Source organism: Scrofimicrobium sp. R131 (assembly GCF_040256745.1).
Lineage (GTDB): Bacteria > Actinomycetota > Actinomycetes > Actinomycetales > Actinomycetaceae > Scrofimicrobium > Scrofimicrobium appendicitidis.
Window position 1 is genome coordinate 19,079 of sequence record NZ_CP138335.1, and the last position, 18,268, is coordinate 37,346.

16 protein-coding genes are annotated in these 18,268 nt (G+C 65.0%); 9 read left to right on the top strand and 7 right to left on the bottom strand.

Translation table 11 applies throughout. The features are described from left to right. Window positions 1–8: 8 nt before the first annotated feature. Window positions 9–2,339, bottom strand: coding sequence for an excinuclease ABC subunit UvrA (locus SAC06_RS00095; RefSeq protein WP_350258200.1), 2,331 nt, complete (start codon window positions 2,337–2,339; stop codon window positions 9–11). Between the two features lie 90 nt (window positions 2,340–2,429). Then, the gene (locus SAC06_RS00100; protein ID WP_350258201.1) at window positions 2,430–3,323 is read right to left on the bottom strand and encodes a diacylglycerol/lipid kinase family protein; all 894 of its coding nucleotides are present in this window, start codon (window positions 3,321–3,323) and stop codon (window positions 2,430–2,432) included. A 213-nt stretch (window positions 3,324–3,536) separates the two neighbouring features. On the opposite strand from SAC06_RS00100, the gene SAC06_RS00105 reads away from it, so the two are divergent. From SAC06_RS00105 to SAC06_RS00130, 6 genes are all read left to right on the top strand, one after another. Continuing rightward, on the top strand, window positions 3,537–5,111 hold the full coding sequence (locus SAC06_RS00105; protein WP_412766240.1) for a sodium-dependent transporter: 1,575 nt from the start codon (window positions 3,537–3,539) through the stop codon (window positions 5,109–5,111). Beyond that, on the top strand, window positions 5,108–5,278 hold the full coding sequence (locus SAC06_RS00110; protein WP_350258203.1) for a methionine/alanine import family NSS transporter small subunit: 171 nt from the start codon (window positions 5,108–5,110) through the stop codon (window positions 5,276–5,278). The genes SAC06_RS00105 and SAC06_RS00110 overlap by 4 nt, the downstream gene beginning before the upstream one ends. A gap of 146 nt (window positions 5,279–5,424) precedes the next feature. Next, a complete protein-coding gene (locus SAC06_RS00115) occupies window positions 5,425–6,483 on the top strand; it encodes an ABC transporter ATP-binding protein (protein WP_350258204.1) in 1,059 nt (352 codons plus the stop codon). Continuing rightward, window positions 6,483–7,124: an ABC transporter permease gene (locus tag SAC06_RS00120; RefSeq protein WP_350259190.1), complete on the top strand. Its 642-nt coding sequence runs from the start codon at window positions 6,483–6,485 to the stop codon at window positions 7,122–7,124. Before SAC06_RS00115 ends, SAC06_RS00120 begins: the two co-directional genes overlap by 1 nt. After that, entirely contained in the window at window positions 7,121–7,774 is a 654-nt protein-coding gene (locus SAC06_RS00125; protein WP_350258205.1) for an ABC transporter permease, read from the top strand. Before SAC06_RS00120 ends, SAC06_RS00125 begins: the two co-directional genes overlap by 4 nt. Further along, window positions 7,771–8,688, top strand: coding sequence for an ABC transporter substrate-binding protein (locus tag SAC06_RS00130; RefSeq protein ID WP_350258206.1), 918 nt, complete (start codon window positions 7,771–7,773; stop codon window positions 8,686–8,688). The genes SAC06_RS00125 and SAC06_RS00130 overlap by 4 nt, the downstream gene beginning before the upstream one ends. 492 nt (window positions 8,689–9,180) lie before the next feature. Here the strand turns inward: SAC06_RS00130 and SAC06_RS00135 are convergent, their stop codons facing one another. The 5 genes from SAC06_RS00135 to dnaB all read right to left on the bottom strand — a co-directional run bounded on the left by SAC06_RS00135 (window position 9,181) and on the right by dnaB (window position 15,462). After that, a complete protein-coding gene (locus SAC06_RS00135) occupies window positions 9,181–10,821 on the bottom strand; it encodes an NAD(P)-binding protein (RefSeq protein ID WP_350258207.1) in 1,641 nt (546 codons plus the stop codon). Next, the gene (locus SAC06_RS00140) at window positions 10,808–12,088 is read right to left on the bottom strand and encodes a thiamine pyrophosphate-dependent enzyme (RefSeq protein ID WP_350258208.1); all 1,281 of its coding nucleotides are present in this window, start codon (window positions 12,086–12,088) and stop codon (window positions 10,808–10,810) included. Before SAC06_RS00140 ends, SAC06_RS00135 begins: the two co-directional genes overlap by 14 nt. 2 nt (window positions 12,089–12,090) lie before the next feature. Beyond that, window positions 12,091–13,353: a pyruvate ferredoxin oxidoreductase gene (gene porA / locus SAC06_RS00145; RefSeq protein WP_350258209.1), complete on the bottom strand. Its 1,263-nt coding sequence runs from the start codon at window positions 13,351–13,353 to the stop codon at window positions 12,091–12,093. Then, a complete protein-coding gene (locus SAC06_RS00150) occupies window positions 13,337–13,927 on the bottom strand; it encodes a 2-oxoacid:acceptor oxidoreductase family protein (protein ID WP_350258210.1) in 591 nt (196 codons plus the stop codon). Before SAC06_RS00150 ends, porA begins: the two co-directional genes overlap by 17 nt. Window positions 13,928–14,100: 173 nt before the next feature. Further along, window positions 14,101–15,462 carry a replicative DNA helicase gene (dnaB, locus tag SAC06_RS00155; protein ID WP_350258211.1) on the bottom strand — a complete coding sequence of 454 codons (1,362 nt, stop codon included), beginning with the start codon at window positions 15,460–15,462 and terminating at the stop codon, window positions 14,101–14,103. Between the two features lie 338 nt (window positions 15,463–15,800). On the opposite strand from dnaB, the gene SAC06_RS00160 reads away from it, so the two are divergent. The 3 genes from SAC06_RS00160 to SAC06_RS00170 all read left to right on the top strand — a co-directional run bounded on the left by SAC06_RS00160 (window position 15,801) and on the right by SAC06_RS00170 (window position 18,249). After that, window positions 15,801–17,189: an MATE family efflux transporter gene (locus SAC06_RS00160; protein ID WP_350258212.1), complete on the top strand. Its 1,389-nt coding sequence runs from the start codon at window positions 15,801–15,803 to the stop codon at window positions 17,187–17,189. 158 nt (window positions 17,190–17,347) lie between these two features. After that, the gene (gene rpsF / locus SAC06_RS00165; protein WP_350258213.1) at window positions 17,348–17,638 is read left to right on the top strand and encodes a 30S ribosomal protein S6; all 291 of its coding nucleotides are present in this window, start codon (window positions 17,348–17,350) and stop codon (window positions 17,636–17,638) included. 50 nt (window positions 17,639–17,688) lie between these two features. Then, window positions 17,689–18,249 (top strand): single-stranded DNA-binding protein, encoded by a 561-nt coding sequence (locus SAC06_RS00170; RefSeq protein ID WP_350258214.1) that lies wholly within the window; start codon window positions 17,689–17,691, stop codon window positions 18,247–18,249. The last annotated feature ends 19 nt before the right edge of the window (window positions 18,250–18,268 follow it).

An 18,268-nucleotide genomic window follows, 5' to 3' on the forward strand; every position in this document is an offset into this window, starting at 1 on the left:
CGCTTCGATCAGAAAGCCACGTATTCGGCCAGGTGCTGGCCGGTGAGCGTGTCCGCCTCCGCCACCATCTGAGCGGGTGGGCCGGTGAACACCACCAGACCGCCATCCTTCCCCGCGCCCGGACCCAGGTCGATCACCCAGTCCGCGTGGGCAATCACCCCGCGGTGATGCTCGACCACCACCACTGTGTTCCCGTCCTCGACCAGCTGATCCAGCAGCGTCAGCAGCTGCGCCACGTCGGCCAGGTGCAGACCCGAAGTCGGTTCATCCAGCACGTAGATGTCCCCACTCTGCCCCAGCTGTACCGCCAACTTCAGGCGCTGGCGCTCACCGCCGGAGAGGGTGGACAGTGGTTGGCCCAGCGTCAGGTAGCCAAGCCCCACCTGAACCAGGCGCTTGGTGACCGGAACGGCTTTGGGCACCACCTCGGCAAAATAGTCCACCGCCTCGGCCGCCGTCAGATCCAGCACCTCGACAATGTTTTTGCCCCCGAGCTGGTAGTCCAGCACCTCTTCCCGGTAGCGCTTGCCCTCGCACAGTTCGCAGGGGCTGGTCACCGAAGCCATCATCCCCAGATCCGTGGTGACGACGCCCGCTCCCTTGCACTGGGGGCACCCGCCTTCAGAGTTGGCGCTAAACAGGGCCGGTTTGACCCCGTTCGCTTTGGCGAAGGCCGAACGAACCGGGTCCAGCAGCGAGGTGTAGGTGGCGGGTGAGGAGCGGCGGGACACCCGCAGCGCACTCTGGTCGATAATCGTCACCCCATCGCGCCCGGCCAACTGTTCCTCCACCAGCGAGCTTTTGCCCGAGCCGGCCACCCCGGTAATGGCGGTCAGGACCCCGAGGGGCAGGTCCACGTCCACCCCGCGCAGGTTGTGCAGGTTAGCCCCGCGCAGTTCCAGCTGACCGGTCGGGGTTCGAACCTGCTCTTTCAGGTGTCCCCGGTCGCTCAGGTGCCGGCCCGTGACCGTGTCGCTCCGGCGCAGCTCTGCCACGGTCCCGGTGAAGGTGACGTTGCCCCCGGCCTGGCCCGCCCCCGGCCCCAGGTCGACGACAAAGTCGGCCGCCTCGATCATCTCCGGGTCGTGCTCGACCACCAGCACCGTGTTCCCCTTGTCGCGCAGGCGCAGCAGCAGGGAGCGCAGCCGATGGGTGTCATGGGGGTGCAGGCCCGCGGTCGGCTCGTCAAAAATGTAGGTGACGTCGGTGAGGGCAGAGTTCAGGTGGCGGACCATCTTGGTCCGCTGGGCTTCCCCGCCCGACAGGGTGGCGGCGGTCCGGTCCAAGCTCAGGTAGCCCAGGCCAATCTCGACGAAAGACTCCAGCAGCTCCCGCAGGGCCGCCAGCAGGGGGGCGACCGTCGGCTCGGACAGCCCCGCCACCCAGCGGGCCGCCTCAGAAATCGGCATCGAGCTGACATCGGCAATGCTCAGGCCCCCGATTTTCGCCGAGCGTGCCAGCTCGGTCAGCCGGGTCCCCTCGCACTCCGGGCAGGGTGCAAACACGACCGCCCGCTCGACAAACGCCCGAATGTGGGGCTGCATGGCTTCCGGGTCCTTGCTCAACATGGATTTGCGGATCCGGGGAATCAGGCCTTCAAAGGTCAGGTTCACCCCTTCCACTTTGATTCGGATCGGCTCCTGATAGAGGAGTTGGTCCAGCTTCTTCTGGGAAAAGTCGCCCAGCGGCGTGTCCAGGTCGAAGCGGTCCCCAAAGATGCGCCCCCACCAGCCGTCCATTGAGTATCCGGGGACCAGGATCGCGCCCTCGTTCAGAGTCTTCGTCGGGTCGATCAGGGCGGCCAGGTTGAAATCCGTCACCGTTCCGCGTCCCTCACACCGGGGACACATCCCGCCGACAACGCTGAAAGAGCGACGTTCCTTGATGGTGCGGCCGTGCTTCGAGGTGGTCACGGCTCCGGCCCCACTGATGCTGGCCACGTTGAAAGAGAATGCCTGCGGGGGACCAATGTGCGGCTCGGCCAAACGGGAAAAGAGGATCCGCAGCAGCGTGCCCGCGTCGGTGGCCGTTCCGACCGTCGACCGCGGGTCCGTCCCCAGCGCCTGCTGGTCCACACTGATGGCGGGGGTGAGTCCCTCGAGCACGTCCACGTCCGGGCGCGGCAACTGGGGCATAAAGCTTTGGACAAACCCCGGGTAGGTCTCATTGATCAGGCGTTGTGATTCGGCTGCAATCGTGTCAAAAACCAGCGAGGTCTTTCCTGAGCCCGACACTCCAGTAAAGGCGGTTAGTCGCCGTTTGGGCAGCTCCACATCCACGTTCTGCAGGTTGTTTTCGCGGGCGCCGCGGACGCGGAGGACATCGTGGGAATTAGTCATGCGGTTCAGACTAAAGTGTCTCGAGGCATTTGACTAGAGGGGACGCCAAAGGGCGAGTCGAACGACTAGGAGCCGGGGCCGCCCCGCCCCCTAAACCAGCACCCGAACGAGCCGGGGAGCCCCGTCCACCCGGACCGGCGTGTGCCCCAGCAGGTCCCCGTCCGCCATCACCGGCAGGGACGGGTCGGCTTCAATCGTGACCCCAACCCCGCGGAACAGCTTCACGAGCGGGGAATCCGGCGCGCGGCGGGACAGCACCCGCGCCAGGAGCGGCAGGGCCCGCCAGCGGCTGATGTTGCCCACGTTGAACACCTCGAGCATCCCGTCGCTTGGATCCGAGGAGGGAACCAGCTGGATCCCCCCGCCGATCCGGCCCGTGTTGGAAACCGAGGCAATCCACCCGGAAAAGTCGTGTTCGCGCCCGTCCACCGTCCCGCTGACCAGGCCGCGTCGGTGGCTGAAGAACGCGTGCAGGCCACCCCAGGTGTAGGACAGGGGACCGTGACGAATCCAAGACCGGTTGGCCACCAGGTTGGCGGTGGCGTCGATTCCGAGCGAGACGACCCCCAGCGCCAACTGGCGCTCATCCCGGTCAGCGGTCCGCACCCACATCCCGTCCAGCCGCTGAACCCGCTGGGCCAGCTCCGCCTCGTCCGCCTCGGCCAACGACCGGGCGCGCGCCACCGGGTCGACCCCCAATCCCAGGGTGCGGCACAGGTCATTGCCGCTTCCGGCTGGGAATGGAACCAGGATCCCTCCGCCGCCGTTGACCACCCCTCGCGCCACCGCCGACAGGTAGCCGTCCCCGCCGACAGCGCCGACGAGGGGGCCACCAGCCGCCTCGGCCAGATCGGCCGGAATGTCGCTCAGGTCGGTCAGTTGGACGGTCACGTCCCAGCCGGCCGCGCGCAGAATCCGAAGGGCTTCGCGCCCCTGACGTTCGGCGCGTCCGCGAGCCGAGATCCGTGAAACCAGTAGGGTCATTTGCCGAGTCAACGGCGCCGGTGCTGTGGGGTGGGTCAAAATGCCTCCCGTTGGGAATGGGGACAGCTCAACTATAGGTGAGTTCTCGAGCGCGCCTCGCCCGGGACCATTTGCCCAAATCGGACGCGCATCACACCCACACGGCCACATGGTGAAATCGTTGTCCGGGCAGGTCCAGGCCGCCCTAGAGTGGCGTCAGTTTGAAGGAGAGTCCTGGTGTCAAAAACTGCTGTTCAACCCGCGCGCAAACGCGAGACTTGGAATAGCCAAACCGCATTCCTGATTGCCGCCATCGGCTCGGCCATCGGGTTGGGCAACATTTGGCGATTCCCCGGTGTGGCCTACTCAAATGGGGGCGGGGCCTTCCTGATTCCCTACGTGGTGGCGCTGCTGGTCATCGGGGTCCCCATCCTGCTGCTGGACTATTCGGTTGGGCACAAGTTCCGCGGCTCACCGCCGTTGGCTCTGCGCCGGATCACCCCGAAAGGGGAGCTGCTGGGCTGGTTCCAGGTCGGGGTTTCCTTCGTCATCTTCACCTACTACGCGGTGGTGTTGGCCTGGGCTGCCCGCTACGTGTTCTACTCCTTCACCGAGGCGTGGCACGGGGACTCTCTCAACTTCTTCCTGACCGACTTCCTGCAGGTGACGCAGGCCGAAACGGAGTTCTCCCTCACCCCGGTCGCAGCGGTGACGATTCCGCTGGTCCTGGTGTGGATCCTGGCCATCTTCATCACCGCCCGAGGGTTGACGAGGGGGATCGCCGCGGCCAACAAGGTGTTCCTGCCGCTGCTGATCATCCTGTTCCTCGCCCTGGTGATCCGGTCCCTGTTCCTGCCCGGGGCAATGGAAGGACTGAACGACTTCTTCTCCCCGCAGTGGTCGGCCCTGGGCGACTTCCAAGTTTGGCTGGCGGCGGTGGCGCAGATCTTCTACTCGCTCTCGGTGGCGTTCGGAATCATGGTCACCTACGCCTCCTACCTGCCGCGGAAAGCCAACCTGACCGGGGCCGGTCTGGTGGCTGCCTTCGCCAACTCTTCGTTCGAAATCCTAGCGGGGATCGGCGTCTTTGCCGCCCTCGGGTTCATGGCCTTTAGCCAGGGGGTGGCCGTGGGCGACCTGGAGGGACTGACCGGGCCGATCCTGTCCTTCGTCACCTTCCCGCAGATCATCTCGATGATGCCTGGTGGAGCCCTGTTCGGGGTTCTCTTCTTCTCCTCGCTGGTGCTGGCCGGCTTCACCTCGCTGCTGTCCCTGCTGCAGGTGGTGAGCGGAGGCATCCAGGACAAGTTCGGGTTCTCCCCGCGCAACGCGGCCCTGATCATGGGGATCCCGGCCATGGTCGTCTCCGTGGCACTTTTCGGCACCCAGTCGGGGCTAAACGCGCTGGATGTGGTCGACTCGTTTATCAACAACCTCGGGGTGGTGGCGTCGGCCGTGGCGCTGACACTGCTGGTCTCGTGGATGGGTCCCCGCCTCCCGTTCCTGCGGCGCCACCTGAACTCGGTTTCGTCCATCAAGGTTCCCCGGGTCTGGGAGGTGCTGGTTGGCATTGTCGCGCCCGCCGCCCTCGGGTTCATGCTCATTAGTGCCATCTGGAACTACCTGCAGTCCGGATACGGCGACTTCTCTGACCGTTACCTGGCAATTCTCGGGTGGGGGGCCGTCGGATTCGCGATTGCGTTCGCGCTGATCATGACAGCACTGCCCTGGCGGGTCAATCGACCCGGGGAGGACCCCCTCGACCAGGCCGTCCACCCACTGGTTGGAGCCGAAAGGAGCCGCTCATGAGTGGAGCCGCCCTGATCATGATGGCCGTTACCCTGCTGATTATTTGGGGTGGGCTGGTGGCCTCGGTAATTGCTCTGAAAGTGCTGCCGGTCCCGACGGATCAGCCGGGGGAAAACGCGGAGGCCGCCGGGGAAACTGCGGGGGAGAATGCTGGCGAATCTGCGTAGCAAGCTGCGGGGGAACCCGCCGGCGACTGAGCTTTCGCAGCTAGCTTAGCTCTCGAAGGTGTCGGTGCACCCGGGTATCGTGGAGATTGCCCACCGGACTGGGGGAGTCCCACTCCTACCAGCACCCCCAACCCTGAGGCCGACAGATGAGCGCAATTAGCTTCCAGCAGGTCACCAAGCGATACCCCAACGGCACCCTGGCGGTGTCGGATCTGAACCTGGAGATTGCCCGCGGCCAAACCACCATGCTGGTGGGGCCGTCCGGGTGCGGGAAGACCACCACCTTGCGGATGATCAACCGGATGATCGAACCCACCTCCGGCACCATTTTGATCGACGGGGTCGACACGGCGACCCGGCCCAAGGCGGCCCTTAGGCGCTCAATCGGCTACGTCATTCAGAACGCGGGCCTGTTCCCCCACCGAACCGTGCTGCAAAACATCATGACGGTGCCCCGCCTCTCCGGGGTTGGGGCCCGGGAGGCCGCCGGGCGGGCCCGGGAACTAATGGAACTGGTGGGGTTGCCGACCGAATTGGCCCCCCGCTATCCGGCCCAACTGTCCGGGGGACAGCAGCAGCGGGTCGGGGTCGCGCGGGCACTGGCCGGACAGCCGGACCTGATCCTGATGGACGAGCCGTTCTCGGCCCTGGACCCGGTGGTTCGCGGCGAGCTGCAGGCAGAGTTTGCCCGACTCAAGCGCGAGGTGGGGATGACGGTCGTGTTCGTTACCCACGACATTGACGAGGCGATCAAGCTGGGCGACCAGGTGGCCATCTTCGCCGAGGGCGGCCACCTCGCCCAGTACGCCCCGCCCGCTCAGCTTCTCCGGTTTCCCGCCTCCGCCCACGTGGCCGAGTTCATTGGGCGCGACCGCGGGTTCAGGGCACTCTCCTTCACCCCCCTGAATCTGCCGGGCGACTTCAAGTTGGACCCGCTGCCCGAGGTGACGCACACGGTTGACCCCGCGGCCACCTCGCCCACCCTGGTGACCGATCAGTCCGGTGTTTTCACCGGCTGGGTGGCGCCCGGGCAGGGCCAGGTCAGTTCCTTGGCCGGGTCGTTCCCCCCGGATGCGACCCTGCGAGAAGCACTGGACGCGGTCCTGGCCAGTCCCCTCGGCAAAGCTGTCGCTTTGGACGAGGCGGGGCGACCCCGCGGGCTCCTGACCCTGGCTCATCTGTCCCAGCTGGGACTGGTTCCGTGATGTGGCAGTGGCTGGTCGACAACTCCGCCCGGGTGACCCAACTGGGCGCGCTGCACCTGCTGCTCGCGGTGTCCGCCACCGTGATCGGGCTGGTGGTGGCGATTGGGGCCGGTGCGCTGACCGCTCACCACCATCGGCTAGCCACCTTTGGGGTGGTGCTGTCCGGAATCATCTTCACAATTCCCTCCCTCACCCTGTTCATCTTCATCCCCCTGGTGTTGGGGACCAAGATTTTGAACCCAATCAACATTGTGATCGCCCTGTCCATCTACGCGTTCGCCCTGATTTACGGCGGCGTGGTGGAGGCCCTGCGCGGCGTCAACCCCGAGACCCGGCAGGCAGCTGAGGCGATGGGGATCGGGCCAGCGCGGCTGTTTTGGACGGTGGAGCTGCCGTTGGCGATTCCCGTGTTGGCCGCCACCACCCGGGTGGCTGCCGTCTCGTCGGTCTCCCTGGTGTCGGTCGGCGCCCTGATCGGGGTGGGGGGACTGGGAGATCTGTTCACCGAGGGATTCCAGCGGGCCTACCCGGTCCCAATCCTCTGGGGCATTATCCTCAGCATGGCTCTCGCCCTGGCGGTCGACCTGGCCATCGTCGGGATTGAACGACTCGCCACCCCCTGGCTGCGGGAGGCCCGATGATTTGGCAGCAGATCCTGGACTTCTTCGCCACCAGCTGGACCGGGCCGGCGGGCATTCCCGCCCGACTGGGCGAACACCTGGCCTACACCGCCATCGTGGTGGTCATCGCCCTGCTGATCGCCTTCCCGATTGGTGCTGCGATCGGACACACGCGGAAGGCCTCCTGGTTGATCATCAATCTGGCCAACGCGGCTCGATCCCTGCCCACACTGGGCCTGCTCACCCTGCTGGTCCTGCTGCTGGGGCTGGGGTTCACTCCGGCCGCGATCGGCCTGGTGATTTTGGCGGTTCCCCCAATCCTGACTGCAACCTACGCCGCGGTGAAAGGCGCGAATCCGGTGGTGGTGGACGCGGCCCGCGGGATGGGTATGAGTGAGTGGCAGATCCTGACCCGGGTGGAGATCCCCCTGGGCTTGCCGGTCATTTTGGGGGGCTTGCGTTCGGCGGTCCTGCAGGTGATCGCCACCGCTACCGTGGCCGCCTACATTGCCCTGGGAGGACTGGGACGCTTCATCCTGGACGGGCTGGCGGTTCGAGATTACGGGCAGATGGCTGGGGGAGCCATCCTGGTGGCCGGGTTGGCTTTGGTGGCCGATCTGGCCTTCGCCCTGCTGACAAGACTTATTCCCACGAGAGAGGAAAAACCATGAAGAAATCCTACGCCTGGGCGGCAGCCGCCACCCTGGGAGTCACGGTCCTGGCGGGTTGCGGATCACCCGAATCCCTGGATGGAACCGGCCAGTCCGGCCAGTCCAACCAGAGCGAAGGGGGCTCCGAATCACTGATCGTGGGCTCCTCCAACTTCTCAGAGAACGTCGTGCTGGCCAACATTTTTGCCGAGGTGCTGCGAGACGAGGGCTTCGACGTCACCGTCAAACCCAACATTGGCTCGCGCGAGGTCCTGATGCCCGCCCTGGAGGACGGCTCGGTGGACCTGGTGCCGGAGTATTCCGGGTCGCTGTTGGCCTACTTGGATTCCACCGCTGACGTGACCGAAGCGGATCAGATCATCGAGCAGCTGCACCAGGTCCTGCCCGAGGGGCTGACCCTGCTGGAGCCCGCCGAAGCGCAGAACAAGGACTCCATCATTGTCACCCCCGAGTTTGCGGAGGAACACGGAGTGAAGGCCATCCCGGACCTGGCGCCGCTGGCTTCCGAACTGACCTTCGGCGGCCCGCCGGAAAGCAAGGAGCGCCGGGCGGGCCTGGGCGGATTGGAGAGCGTCTACGGACTGAAGTTCAAAGAGTTCAAGCCGATCGACCTGGGGGGACCGCTGACGATCGCCGCCCTGCAAAAGGGCGACATTCAGGTGGGTCAGATGTACTCCACCCAGCCGGCCATCGCCGACTTCGTGGTGCTGGAGGACCCCGAGCACACCTCCACGGCCGAGCAGGTGGTGCCCCTGGTCCGGACGGATGCGAACAACGAACGGGTGCAGGCCGCCCTCGATCGGGTCATGCAGCAGCTGACCACGGACGATCTGATCGCGCTGAACACGAAGGTTGAGACGGACAAGCAGGACCCGCAGAAGGTCGCCCGCGAGTTCGTGGACTCGCTGCAGTAGTCACCGCGGGGATTGGGCCGGGGAGGGGCGGTTACTCCCCGGCCCTTTCGTGCGCCCGGGGTGTGCTGGGGTGGCGGCCGGGGTGCGCTGGGGTGGGTGTGCTGGGTTGTGTTGGGTCGGGTGGGTGGGCCCGGTGGCCGGGGTGCGGGTTGGGTGGGTGTGCTGGGGTGGCTAATCCTGGCAAACATGTCCAAACGCTGGCAAACCTGGGACCCAACGGTCCGAAGCAGCCCAATCAGCCAACATTTGCCAGCACTCCGATACGTTTGCCAGCGGCAGAGACTGGCAAACATGTCCAAACGCTGGCAAACCTGGGGCCCAACGGTCCCGACCGGCCCGATCAGCCAACATTTGCCAGCACTCCGCCACGTTTGCCAGCAGCAGAGATAGCCAGCCCCAACTACCGCCGGCAAACCCGGCCCACTTTCCGGCAGAAATAGACCGGGGGGCGGACTCTCGCCCGCCCCCCTGCTCGCCGCACCTTTGAGGCGGTTACACCTCCTCGGGCACCATCGAGATGGACCCGCTCGGGCACTCCTCCGCGCAGATTCCGCAGCCCTTGCAGTAGTAGTACTTGAACTCGTACTCGCCGGGCTTGATCTTCGTAATCGCGTTGTCGGGGCAGACTCCGAAGCAGTTGTCGCAACCGAAACAGTTGCCACAACTCATGCACCGGCGCGCTTCAAACAGGGCTGACTCTTCGTCCAAGCCCTGAACCACCTCGTCAAATGTGGAGGCTCGGCGCGCCCCTTCCAACTTGTCGCGCACCTGATGAGGCGCATCGGAGTAGTACCAGGTGTTCATTCGGGAAAGGGAAGCCTCCGGGTGCTTCGGAGCCGGTTGGTAGGCTCCCCCGCGCAGGTAGGCGTCGATGTAGCGGGACGCCTTCTTCCCGTGTCCGATGGCGACAGTCACGGTGCGCTCGGACGGGACCATGTCGCCACCGGCGAAGACGCCCGGAATCCCCGTCATCATCTGCGAGTTGACCTTGACGACGCCGTCGTCAATCTCAATTCCCGGGGCGTTCTCCACCAGCGACAGGTCTGACTCCTGCCCGAGGGCCATCACCAGGGAGTCGGCACCCAGCTCCTCGATCTCGCCGGTCGGCTGGGGGAACCCGTTCTCATCCAGCTCCATCTTTTCGACCTGGATCTTGCCGCCCTCCACGTGCTTGATGGTGGAAAGCCAGCGCATCATGATGCCCTCTTCCTCCGCCTCGGTCACCTCCGAGTCGTGGGCTGGCATCCGGTCCCGGGTCCGGCGGTAGACGATGATCGCTTCCTCGGCGCCCAGTCGCTTCGCGGTCCGCGCCGCATCGATGGCGGTGTTGCCGCCGCCGTAAACCACGACCCGACGACCAAGCAGCGGCTGCTCGCCCACCTCGGTGTCAGCCAGCAGGCCGACCGCGTCCATAATCTTCGCGGACTCACCGGCGGGAATCTGGGCCCGCCGACCAATGTGGGCTCCCACCGCAATGAAGACCGCGTCGTAATCTTTCGTCACCTCGGCGATGTTCTCCACCTTGGAGTTGAACTCAAAGTTCACGCCCAGGTCTTCGATCCGTTTGATTTCGGCGTCCAGAATGTCGCGGGGCAGGCGGTACTTGGGAATCCCAAACCGCATCATCCCCCCGGCCATCGGACCGGCATCGCGAACCGTGACCCGGTGCCCCAAGAGGCGCAGGTGGTAGGCCGCCGACAGCCCGGACGGGCCCGCCCCCACCACCAGGACGCGTTTGCCCGACGGGGGTGCGGTCACCTCCACATTCCAGCCGGCGCTGATGGCCTTGTCCCCCAGGAATCGCTCAATCGCGTTGATCCCGACCGCCTCGTCCACCTGGCCTCGGTTGCAGGCCGTCTGGCACGGGTGATAGCAGACCCGACCCATCACCGCCGGGAACGGATTGTCCACCATGATCTGGCGCCAGGCCGATTCATAGTCGCCATCCTCGGCCTTGTACAGCCACTGCTGGATGTTCTCACCCGCGGGGCAGGCAATGTTGCAGGGAGGCAGCAGGTTCACGTAGACGGGACGCTCGGTCCGCCACGAGCCGGTCTCATTCAGCAGGGACGAGCCGACCTCCAGCGTGATGGCAAAGGGTTCGGTGTCGCGCCTCGGTTCAGTTTTGCTCATCTGACTTCTCCTTCACGATGGTGGGGGACTCCCCGGTGCCGGTGCCCGCTTCGACGTGACCGTGACCCTGCGCGCCACCAGCGCGCTTGTCGACCGGTCGGGTGTCCGCGTGGGCCCGCTTGGTCCGGGCGGTGGCTCCGCGCAGAGCCTCGTACCCATCCATCGACTCGTACCGGCCCTCCGGATCGTAAGGGGCGGCCAAAACTCGCTCCAGCACGTCCTCGTCCAGTTGCTCTTCCGCGATCAAGCCATAGCGACGAATGTTGCGGTCGCACATGGCTTGCAGTCGGGCAATCGTCTCTTCGTCCCGTCGGGGGCGGTAAAGGTGGGCAAACCGCTTCTGCGGACGCAGGTAGGCCTCCACCGACACGGGCCGGCGGATCTTCTGAACGGAGGTAACCTCGCCCGCCTCAGCCTCGAACACGGGGAAGAACCCGCTTTGGGTCGCGGCCCGAGCCAACTTCAGCGTCTCGTTGGAGAGGGAACCCCAGCCGAGCGGACACGGGACCAGCACGTGGATGTACCGGGCTCCGTGCATGGTCATTGCTTTGCGGACTTTGTACTCCAGGTCCCGCAGATCCGCGACCGTGGCCGTGGCAACGTAAGGAATCTCGTGGGCCATGGCGATTCGAGCCATGTCTTTGCCCTGCCCAAACGTGTTACCCGGGTGTTCACCCACCGGTTGGGTGGTGGCGGTGCGCGCTGTCGGCGGGGTCGCGCCCGAGCGCTGCACGCCGGTGTTCATGTAGGCCTCGTTGTCGTAGCAGATGTAGAGCACGTCGTCGTTGCGCTCAAACATGCCCGACAGGGTGCCCATCCCAATGTCCACCGTGCCGCCGTCGCCACCCTGCGCGACCACCCGGGTTTTCTTTCCCCGGGCTTTCAGCGCGGCCGCCACCCCGGTGGCTACCGCCGGTGCGTTGCCGAACAGCGAGTGAAGCCACGGGACCGTCCAGGCGGTCTCCGGGTAGGGGGTGGAAAAAACTTCCAGACATCCGGTCGCATTGACCGCCACCAGGTCTCCGCCGGAGGCGTCCATCGCCGTGTCCAGGGCGTAGCGGGCACCGAGCGCCTCGCCACAACCCTGGCAGGCCCGGTGACCCGACGTCAGCGAGTTGAACCGATCGGGGTCCGACTGGACGGACCTGTCGGCCAACTCGGCCAGGCGGTTGCCTACGGCAAAGGACCCAACCTGGTAGAACTTCACGTTTTCCCGCGCGGGAATTTCCGTCGGGCGGTAGGCGGGAATGCCCAGTTCGACTTCCATGCTCACTCCTTCACTACCGCGGGTTGGTACTTCTCATGCAGGTCGCGGACGATGTTTTCCGCCATTGGACCGGAGCGGCGCACGAGGCGCTCCCGCTCAAGTTCGCGATCCACCAGATCCCGATCTAGATCCAGGAAGGTGAGGAACTCCAACTGGTCCGCGCCCGCCTGCTCAAAGAGCTGATGCAGCGACGCCTTGGTGATGGGTCGACCACCCAGGCCCGCCACCACCTCGTAGCAGGTGATGCCTTCGCCGCGCACGGCCGAGCGAACCATCGAGGACACGATGCCGCCAATCCCCACGGAGAACGCCTTCTCGACCACCACCATCCGCTTCACGTGCCGGATGGCTTCGTGAATGGCCGCCACCGGGAACGGGCGGAAGCTGACGATTCCCAGCGCCCCAATCATTTCGCCCTGGGCCCGGCGCTCGTCGATCACATCCTTGATCGTGCCCATCACTGAGCCCAAGCCGATCACCACCGTCTCGGCGTCTTCCAGCCGATACGGACGAATCAAACCACCCGAGTCGCGTCCAAAGATCTCCTGGAAGTCGGACTGTACCTGCGGGATCAGGTCCAGCGCCTGCATCTGCTTGTGGTGGGCCAGGTAGCGCACCTCCGTGTACGCCTCGGGCCCAACCATGGCGCCAATCGAAACCGGATGCTCCGGGTCCAACACCTGCCGCGGCTCGTAAGGGGGGAGGAATCGGGCTACCTGCTCCGCCTCGGGCACGTCCACGACTTCAACCGCGTGGGTCAGGATGAATCCGTCCATGCACACCATCACCGGCAGTGACAGTTCCTCTGCGATTCGGAAGGCCTGGACGTGCAGGTCTGCCGCCTCCTGGTTGTCCTCCGCGTAGAGTTGCAGCCACCCGGAGTCACGCTGACTCATGGTGTCGGTGTGGTCATTCCAGATGTTAATCGGGGCACCGATCGCCCGGTTGGCCACCGTCATCACGATCGGCAGGCCCAGGCCCGAAGCGTTGTACACCGCCTCCACCATGAACAGGAGACCCTGCGAGGCGGTGGCGGTGTAGGTGCGGGCCCCGGCCGCCGAGGCGCCAATGCAGGCGGACATGGCCCCGAACTCGGACTCCATGTTGATGTACTCGCACCCCTCCAGCTCCCCGCTTTTCACCAGGGCCGAAATGGCTTCCACAATGTGGGTTTGGGGGCTGATCGGGTAGGCGGCCACCACTTCCGGGCGGCAGGCCGCCACCGTGCGGGCCACCGCCTGGGACCCCTCAATTTGCTGACGCATGGGCTTCCTCCTTCACGCCGGATCCAGCGGCGCGCAAGTACTCGTAGGCATCCTGGGCCGCGGCCACGTTTGCGTTGGCAATGTGCCCGCGGAACCGATGTCGGATCGCTTCCTCCACCGAACTCAACTTGACCACGCCGGTGGCGGCGGCAACCGCCCCCATCAGGGCAGCGTTCGGCAGGGGTTTGCCCACGTGGCGTTTGGCCAGGTCCGAGGCGGGAATAGTCACCAGCGTCCGGTCGGGCGGCAGGTCCGGCAGATGCAGTTCCGCCACCGATTTGGTGGTGTTCACAATGGCGAAGCCACCGGGCTTCAGTCCGGCGAAGACGTCAACTACCGCGAGCAGGGTCGGATCTTGCACGATCAAGATGTCCGGCTCCAGCACGGGTTCGCGAGTGCGGATCGGTTGATCCGAGATCCGACAGTAGCTGACAACGGGGGCTCCGGTTCGTTCGGAGCCAAACGAGGGGAAGGCCTGCGCGTAGTGGCCTTCGGAAAAAGCGGCCGTAGCGAACATGTCAGCCGCTGTGACGACTCCCTGTCCTCCTCGACCATGGATTCGTATTTCTACCATGAGGCCACTCTAGTTTTAAGTGTTTAACCACTTTTGTCAGCCTGAGTTTGACGCACGGTCATGCGGAAGAGCCCGCGTCAGCGTCCACCGAGACCCGGGTCATAACGCAAGTCTGGCGTCATGAAAGTGTACAACCCAACCTGGACCTGCGCCGATGGCGAGGCGCCGGCCGGCTAGAACGGATCCGCGCCCGGACCGGGTGAGCGGGCCATGTTGGCGAACCGAGCCAGCTGACCCTGGAATGCCACCGGAATCGTCCGGGTTTCACCGTTTCGGTGCTTGGCCACGATGATGTCGGCCTCACCCACCCGTTCGTCCTCGTTGTAGTAGTCGGGCCGGTGCAGCAGCATGATCACGTCGGCGTCCTGTTCCAGCGAGCCGGACTCACGCAGGTCGGCGATCATCGGTTTCTTGTCGGTGCGCGCCTCGGGCCCACGGTTCAGCTGCGCCACCGCCACCACGGGAATATCCAGCTCTTTGGCCAGCAGTTTCAGCTGGCGCGAAAACTCAGACACTTCCTGCTGGCGGGACTCCACCTTCTTACCCGAGGTCATCAGCTGCAGGTAGTCGACCACCACCAGCCCCAAGTTCTGCTGCTGCTTCAGGCGCCGACACTTGGACCGGATCTCCATCATGGTCAGGTTGGGCGAGTCGTCAATGTACAGGGGCGCCGAGGCGACGTCGGACAGGCGTTTGGAAACGCGGGTCCAATCCTCCGGGGTCATTTGGCCGGAACGCATCTTGGAGAGGAACACCCCGGTTTCGGCCGACAGCAGGCGCATGGCGATTTCGGAGCGCGACATTTCCAGCGAGAAGATGGCCGAGGTGATGCCCTTGTGTAGGGAGGCCGACCGGCAAAAATCCAGCGCCAGCGTCGACTTCCCCATCGCCGGACGGGCCGCAATGATGATCATTTGCCCGCCGTGCAACCCCTGGGTGAGGCGATCCAGGTCCTCAAACCCGGTGGGCACACCCGAGAGCTTGCCGTCGCGCGAGGCGATGTCCTCCAGCTCTTCCAAGATCGCCTCGGACATGTCCGCGAACCGGATGTAGTCCTCCCGCTGACGCTTTTCGGCGATCGCAAACACCTCGGCCTGGGCGGCATCGACAATGTCGTCCACATCCCCGCCGTCCTGGGCGTATCCGAGCTGGACGATCCTGGTTCCGGCCGAAACCAGGCGCCGCAGGATTGCGTTTTCGCGCACGTGGCGCGCATAGTAGGCGGCGTTGGCGGCGGTGGGGACGAGGGAAACCAGGGTGTGCAGGTAGGGCGCGCCGCCGATCCGCTGCAGGTGACCGGCCCGCTTCAGTTCCCCCGCCACGGTGATGACGTCGGTGGGGGCACCCTGGGAGGAAAGCTCGACAATCGTGTCGTGGATGGTTTCGTGGGCGGGCTGATAGTAGTCCGCGGAGGTGAGGATTTCGGCCACTTCCATGATGGCGTCTTTGGAGAGCATCATGGAGCCGAGGACTGCCTGTTCTGCCTCCACGTCGTGCGGGGGAACCCGATCAAACCCATCGCTCAACGGATCCATCAACTTCCCCCTCTCAGCCGCTCCTACTTTAGTCCGGACCTCCGACAAGCTCTGCCACAGGTCCTCCGGGCCGAGGCTAACGCCAGTGGAGAGGAAAGCAAAAACCTCAATGTGGACAGAGGATGAATAAGCTGTGGAGAAAGGTCACAGTTTGGTGGATAACCTGTGAACTACCTGTGGACTAACCTGAACGTGACCTGAGTACCGGTGGATAGTTGCCGAGTCGGACAGCCGAGATGGCAACCATTTCTATCCACAGGGATGTACACAGGCCGTGGATAACTTTGGGAAGTGAAATTGGTGGATAACGTGGGGAGCCTCCAAACCGGGAGCCGCCTGTGAGCCAGAACTCTGAACCGAGGGTTGAAGGTTCGCCCGTTCAGGGCCGCCCGGTGGATTTTTCCGCCCGGGCCATCCTCTCCCTGGCCATCCCCGCGCTCGGCTCCCTGATCATCGAACCGCTCCTGATCATGATCGACTCAATCATGGTTGGGCACCTGGGCGTCACTTCCCTGGCCGGCCTGTCCCTGTCATCCACCGTCCTCAACACCCTGGTGGGAGTGTTTGTCTTCCTGGCCTACTCCACCACTGCGGTCACCGCCCGGCTGTTTGGGGCCGGTCGGCGCCGGGACGGGCTCCAGGCGGGGGTGCAGGCCCTCTGGTTGGCATTCGGCCTCGGCCTAGTTCTGGTGTTGCTCCTGGAACTGACGGCGCCCTGGTTGGTCCAGCTACTCGGCGCCGATCCGACGGTCGCGCCCGAAGCCACCGTCTACCTGCGAGCGGGCGCACCGGGAATGATCGGCATGTTGGTCATCCTGGCGGCCAACGGCGTCCTGCGCGGGCTGCTGGATACCCGCACTCCGCTGTACGTGCTGGCCGCCGGGGCCGCCTTCAACGTGGCTCTGAATGCGCTGCTGATTTACGGGCTCAACCTGGGCCTGCTGGGGGCGGGACTGGGGCTCAGCCTGGCCCAAACCGCGATGGGGTTGGCGATGACCTGGGCGGTGGTGCGCCAAGCCCGGCGCGAACAGGTGAGTCTAGCCCCCAGCCGGGCCGGGGTCCTCAGTTCTGCCGGAGCCGGCCTCCCCCTACTCATTCGGACCATTTCTCTTCGCATTGCCCTGCTGCTGACGGTGACGGTGGCCGCGCAGGCGGGAACCGTGGCCCTGGCCGGGCACCAGGTGGTGTCTTCCGTCTGGTCGATGGCGGCTTTCGCCCTGGACGCCCTGGCAATCGCGGCGCAGGGGCTGGTCGGGGTGGCCTTGGGACGGGGCCGCGGCTCCGAACTGAGCCAGCTGATTCGGCGTCTGTCCTGGTGGGGGGTGGGCGCGGCCGTTGTCATTGGCGTCGTCACCGCCGGGTTGGCCCCGTGGCTTCCGTGGCTGTTTGGTCCCGATCCCCAGATGCACGAGGTGGCCACGGCCGCGCTCCGGGTGGCGGGGCTGGCCATGCCGATCGGGGGCCTGGTCTTCATCCTGGACGGGGTCCTGATCGGTGCCTCCCAAGGTCCATATTTGGCCCGCACCGGCCTGATCACCCTGGCCGTTTACCTGCCCACGCTCCTGGCCCTCCACCTGTGGATTAGTGACCGCAGCCCGATGGACTCGGCCGGACAGGTCGAAGCCCTCACCTGGCTCTGGATCGCCTTCGCCGGCTGGTTCATGCTGGCCCGGGCCGTGACGAACAGCTGGCGAGCCTATCGACCCTCGGCTCTGCTGGGAAAGTGAGCGCGCTCTCTTCCCCACCGGTTCCGAGGCAGCTGAGAAACCAGTAGACTAGACGTTTGGAACTGTCCGCCCGCTCAGCGCAGCGGCAGTCCCAAACGCATAACCCTCCTGTCACGGACCGTCCGTGACCGCTTAGACCGTAGGAGGTGGGGATTTTAATGCGGAAATATGAACTGATGGTGATCCTCGATCCCAGCATCGACGAACGCACCGTCGCTCCCACGATGGACAAGCTGCTGCAGCAGGTAACCGCTGCCGGTGGTTCCGTGGAAAACGTTGACGTGTGGGGCAAGCGCCGCCTGGCCTACCCCATCTTGAAGAACAGCGAAGGAATCTACGTGGTCATCAACATGACCACCACCTCCGAAGTTGCTCTTGAGATCAATCGTCAGCTCACGCTGAACGAAGAAATTCTTCGCACCAAGCTCCTGCGAGCTGACGAAAAGTAACAACGCCTTTCAGCCCAATCGGGTGCTGAGCTGCCAGAGGAGACAGACAAATGGCTAATGACACGGTGATTACCGTGGTCGGAAATCTGACCGCAGACCCCAATCTGCGTTTCACCGGCAACGGTGCAGCGGTCGTGGACTTCACTGTCGCCTCGACCCCCCGCACTTTCGATCGTCAGTCCGGCCAGTGGCGGGACGGGGAAACCCTGTTCCTTCGCTGCACCGCCTGGCGCGAATACGCCGAGAACATCGCTGATTCACTCAGCAAAGGTATGCGGGTGATCGTGCAGGGACGCCTGACCCAGAGCTCTTACGAGCGTGACGGTCAGAAGCGCACCAGCTACGAACTCCAGGTGGACGAGGTGGGTCCGGCTTTGCGTTACGCCAAAGCTCAGGTGACCCGCACTCCTCGCCAAGATGGGGGCGGCTTTAACCAGGGTGGCGGCCAGCAGGGCGGATACGCCCAGCCCGCGCAGCGCCCCGCTCAGGCCCCGCAGCAGGCTGATTACTCTCAGGGTGGTTTCGGTGCCCCCGCGGGCGGTCAGGCTGGAGATCCCTGGGGGACGCCCCCCGGTGGCGGTTCCAGCTTCGACGACGAACCCCCCTTCTAAACACGCAACTTTTTCAAGG

Excerpts from the sequence above, each read along its gene's own strand:
- SAC06_RS00150 (WP_350258210.1), bottom strand. The coding sequence starts at position 13,927 with ATGGTAGAAATACGAATCCATGGTCGAGGAGGACAGGGAGTCGTCACA.
- porA (WP_350258209.1), bottom strand. The coding sequence starts at position 13,353 with ATGCGTCAGCAAATTGAGGGGTCCCAGGCGGTGGCCCGCACGGTGGCG.
- rpsF (WP_350258213.1), top strand. The coding sequence starts at position 17,348 with ATGCGGAAATATGAACTGATGGTGATCCTCGATCCCAGCATCGACGAA.
- SAC06_RS00130 (WP_350258206.1), top strand. The coding sequence starts at position 7,771 with ATGAAGAAATCCTACGCCTGGGCGGCAGCCGCCACCCTGGGAGTCACG.
- SAC06_RS00170 (WP_350258214.1), top strand. The coding sequence starts at position 17,689 with ATGGCTAATGACACGGTGATTACCGTGGTCGGAAATCTGACCGCAGAC.
- dnaB (WP_350258211.1), bottom strand. The coding sequence starts at position 15,462 with ATGGATCCGTTGAGCGATGGGTTTGATCGGGTTCCCCCGCACGACGTG.
- SAC06_RS00140 (WP_350258208.1), bottom strand. The coding sequence starts at position 12,088 with ATGGAAGTCGAACTGGGCATTCCCGCCTACCGCCCGACGGAAATTCCC.
- SAC06_RS00095 (WP_350258200.1), bottom strand. The coding sequence starts at position 2,339 with ATGACTAATTCCCACGATGTCCTCCGCGTCCGCGGCGCCCGCGAAAAC.
- SAC06_RS00135 (WP_350258207.1), bottom strand. The coding sequence starts at position 10,821 with ATGAGCAAAACTGAACCGAGGCGCGACACCGAACCCTTTGCCATCACG.
- SAC06_RS00115 (WP_350258204.1), top strand. The coding sequence starts at position 5,425 with ATGAGCGCAATTAGCTTCCAGCAGGTCACCAAGCGATACCCCAACGGC.
- SAC06_RS00125 (WP_350258205.1), top strand. The coding sequence starts at position 7,121 with ATGATTTGGCAGCAGATCCTGGACTTCTTCGCCACCAGCTGGACCGGG.
- SAC06_RS00110 (WP_350258203.1), top strand. The coding sequence starts at position 5,108 with ATGAGTGGAGCCGCCCTGATCATGATGGCCGTTACCCTGCTGATTATT.
- SAC06_RS00120 (WP_350259190.1), top strand. The coding sequence starts at position 6,483 with ATGTGGCAGTGGCTGGTCGACAACTCCGCCCGGGTGACCCAACTGGGC.
- SAC06_RS00100 (WP_350258201.1), bottom strand. The coding sequence starts at position 3,323 with ATGACCCTACTGGTTTCACGGATCTCGGCTCGCGGACGCGCCGAACGT.